5 protein-coding genes are annotated in these 3,770 nt (G+C 40.7%); 1 reads left to right on the top strand and 4 read right to left on the bottom strand.

Annotation, left to right across the window (positions count from 1 at the left end):
• From WB217_RS16920 to WB217_RS16905, 4 genes are all read right to left on the bottom strand, one after another.
• Positions 1–645, bottom strand: a 645-nt coding sequence (locus WB217_RS16920; RefSeq protein WP_423994452.1) for a LysR family transcriptional regulator, incomplete at its 3' end; no start/stop codon positions are given.
• 92 nt (positions 646–737) lie between these two features.
• The gene (locus WB217_RS16915; protein WP_423994451.1) at positions 738–2,252 is read right to left on the bottom strand and encodes an MDR family MFS transporter; all 1,515 of its coding nucleotides are present in this window, start codon (positions 2,250–2,252) and stop codon (positions 738–740) included.
• A gap of 63 nt (positions 2,253–2,315) precedes the next feature.
• Positions 2,316–2,762, bottom strand: a complete 447-nt coding sequence (gene cbpB, locus WB217_RS16910; RefSeq protein WP_423994450.1) for a cyclic-di-AMP-binding protein CbpB — start codon at positions 2,760–2,762, stop codon at positions 2,316–2,318.
• A gap of 251 nt (positions 2,763–3,013) precedes the next feature.
• Positions 3,014–3,250, bottom strand: coding sequence for a YkuJ family protein (locus tag WB217_RS16905; protein WP_251478007.1), 237 nt, complete (start codon positions 3,248–3,250; stop codon positions 3,014–3,016).
• A gap of 182 nt (positions 3,251–3,432) precedes the next feature.
• Between WB217_RS16905 and WB217_RS16900 the strand changes: the two genes are divergently transcribed.
• Positions 3,433–3,770 (top strand): MBL fold metallo-hydrolase (locus tag WB217_RS16900; protein WP_423994449.1); only part of this gene is annotated, 338 nt, incomplete at its 3' end.

Here is a 3,770-nt window from a genome sequence, read left to right as displayed (position 1 = left end):
GATGATTGTTCTCCGAGGAGCAGTCTGAAATTGTCTTAGCCACCAATCTTGGATTTCCTGATAATAATTGGAGTCACTTTTAAATTGGATGAAAGGCCTGTCTGTCTCGAGTACCTGCTCCGGACTAGTAATTTCCGTATCGACCAGATATAAGCTGTCCTTAAAAAGGTGGATTTTAACCCCTTTCCAATCAGGTGTTCCCCGAATGATTCCAATATGGACTTGATCTTCATACAATGCTTTTGAAATCTCGCTGCTCCAGCCGGTGACGAGGGATATTTTCGCCTGGGGGTACCTGCTGACATATTTTTTCAACACCTGTGGAAGCCAGTTCTGTCCGACAATAGATGCCACCGCAATTTTTAGCGTTCCATACACTTCTGAGTTTAATGCATGGATTGATTCTCGTGCTTTTTCCTCTCTCGAGATTGTTTCATTCACAAATTGAATGACCACCTCTCCAGCCGGTGTTAAAGTGAGACCTTTTTGCGAGCGAAGGAATAATTTAGCACCCCAATCCTTTTCGATTGTCTGAAGTCTTTGCGAGAGGGCTGGCTGCGAAACAAAGAGCCTCTCTGCCGCTTTTCTCATATTCATTTCCTGTGCAAGCACAGATAGAAGGTGAAACTCTGAAATCGATGACATATCGGGACCTCTTAATAAGTTTTACTTATATTTTATCTAAAATGGTAACATCTTTCATTATAAGTATTAGGAAGATTCCAAAAGACTGCAAATCAATCTGCATTTTTTTCTTTCTTAGGCAGGAAAAAAATGAACAGCATACTAACAACTGCAAAAACCAAAACAACGAGATAGACAGAGTGCAGTGCATTTGTCAGGGCATTCTGGAGAATCTCTTTTAATTCTATTGGCAGTTTCATTCTCTCAGACTCCTTTAAAAGGATGTTAGTGGTATCAATGGACAATTCCTGGCCTTCGGCACCATTCTTTTTCATAAAACTGATGATGCTGCTATTGAGGATGCCGCCAAGCAGGGCAGCTCCGACAGTGTTTCCAAGATTCCTCATAAACATATTGGCGGCTGTTGCAATTCCTCTCTGCTGCCACGCCACAGTGCTTTGGATGGAAACAATGAACGCAGTGCTCGTAAGACCCATTCCAACACCTACTAAAAAGGAACCTGCAGCAGCCCACAATGGACCAGCCTCTGGTGTTAACGTTACAAACATAACACTGCCCAATATTAATGCCACTCCACCAATTAAGGAAGTCGTTCGATATCCTATATTTAAAAGGAGTCTTCCGGCAACCGCAGCTGCGATTGGCCAGCCAATCGACATGGACGTCAGCGTGAACCCAGCTACAATTGGTGAACGTTCCATAACCCCCTGTACAAAAGCAGGCAGAAAACTGGAGATACCAATCAGCATGATCCCTGTTGTAAGAGAGGTCATATTCGCAATAAAAATGGACCGTTCACGCCAAATATTAAAAGGCATCATCGGTTCTTCCGCTCTTTTTTCCTGATAAATAAACAAGAAAAAAGCTGCAATACTGATTCCTGTCAGCCCTATTGTCTGCAAGGATGTCCATGCCCAGTTTGTTCCTGCCTCGACAAGGACAATCATTAAGGAGCTGATCGCGACAGTCAGGAGAATTGCACCAAAATAATCAATTTTATGTTTCTTTTTCTCGACATTTTCATGTAGAAATAACCAAAGACCGGCGATGGCCAGGATTCCAAGCGGAATATTAATCCAGAATACATAACGCCAGCTTACATACTCTACAAGCAGGCCTCCCAGTGCGGGTCCAGTGATAGCTGAGATACCCCAGACACTGGATAGGTACCCCTGAATTTTCGCACGTTCTTCCTTTGTATAAATATCCCCTACAATCGTTGTAGCTATTGGTGCTACTGCTCCAGCACCAAACCCCTGGATGAATCGGAATAATATCAACATTTCCATTGTTTCAGCCATACCGCATAAAATCGAACCAATCAAAAAGATGACAATTCCAAATGTTAATATTGGCTTCCGTCCAAATAAATCCGATAATTTTCCATATATAAGGACTGTAACGGCATTCATTAAAAGATACGCTGAGAAAACCCAGCTGTACAAAGCGAACCCGCCAAGTTCCCCAACAATAGCTGGCATGGCAGTTGAAATGATTGTTCCTTCAATTGCCCCCATAAACATGGCAAGCATAACTGTGACCAAAACGAGCGGTCGTTTTGTCTCCCGTTTATGCGTTTTTTGATTTGTATTTACTGCTTGTCCCATACCATCCTTCACCTCTGTCCGAATAAAAAATTCAGCCCCCGCGGACGGGAGCTGGAACATGACCTACTTTTTATTAGGCTTTCTTACTTGTTTAGATAATTGCAGCAAAACGGTCCGCCTAGTCAGGATTCCCTCAAAAATACCGGATTCATCTTCAATACAAAGAAAAGGATGATCGACAAGAAGATCTAAAGAGGACATCAGAGTTGAGTGGATGCTGACTCTTGGAATTTTCTTATTCATGGCTTCTTCGACCCGTTTTTTTTCTAGCTGTTCAAATTCAATTCTCTCGAGTCCAAGGATTGAATCCATAATGATTGGTGTGCTGATCAGGCCCAGGAGGCGATAGTGGGGGTCCAGGACTGGGATTGCGGTATAACCGCTCTTGGTCAAAACAAGAAGAGCATGCTCTAAGCTGTTGCCAATTTGGACATGAGCAACGCGTTCAGAAGGAATCATTAAATCTTTAATGTTTATTTCTAAAAACTCTCCGCTGTGAAGACTAATCATGGCGAAAACTCCCTAAAATGGATTTCTTTCTACTCCATTTTATCATAATTCATCTGCAGACGCTTTCAATTTAGTTTGCACTAAGGAAATGATATTTATCAAAAGATTGTCTTGATAAGTTTATAACCTTCTTATAACCCTTTCGCACTCTTTTTTCACTATACACTTTATTGAAACTTCCCATTATTTATCAGGCTTACGAAAAAGGAATAAAAAAAGGAACCAGCTAGGTCCCTTTTTTATTGGTAATATTATTGAATTAGATCGAAAATCTCGATCGTAATCATATCAATATTGTCGAACTGGTATTTCTTTGGCTTTTCTTTTTCATTATAAATTTCCAATTCGTATGTTTCAGTTTTTGGATGGTATGTAACCTGGCATTTACGCTCACCGTTTACTTCAAAAAAGCGTTGTGCAGGTTCCCCTCCATTTGACTGCTCTTGCAGATTCTTTAAACGTGTGATGATTCCTTGAAGCTGTGACATTGCTCCGTCTCCTTTCAAAGCGAAAACCAATTATCTATCAATAGGTTTCTCAATTGGCATATTTATATCCATGTAAAATGATTTCAGAATATTCTATACTTTATTCTTTACATGTCAATATTACAAGAATAAAATATTGTAAGGCGTTGTACAAGTAAAAGCTACGCGAAAGGAGAGTTTTTTTGAAAAAACCTGTAAGGTTATCCGAAAATATCTATTTAATTGATGATTTTGATTTAAGCATGACTGAACGCACAGGTACATATTTGCTTTTAGAAGAGAAAATTACGCTAATAGAAACTTCTGCCAGTCCTTCGATACCATTTATTTTAGATGGGCTGGAAGCACTTGGAGTTATACCTGCGGACATTGCTTACATAATTGTTACTCATATCCATCTCGATCATGCTGGAGGAGCGGGACTGCTGCTAGAGCATTGCCCCCAGGCAAAAGTGATTGTCCATCCAAAAGGAGCAAGACATTTAGCAGATCCATCGAGGTTGATTGCGGGAGCTAAAGC

The sequence above is a fragment of the Mesobacillus sp. genome (assembly GCF_049588175.1).
Lineage (GTDB): Bacteria > Bacillota > Bacilli > Bacillales > Cytobacillaceae > Mesobacillus.
This window is presented reverse-complemented; position numbering and strand designations above follow the sequence as displayed.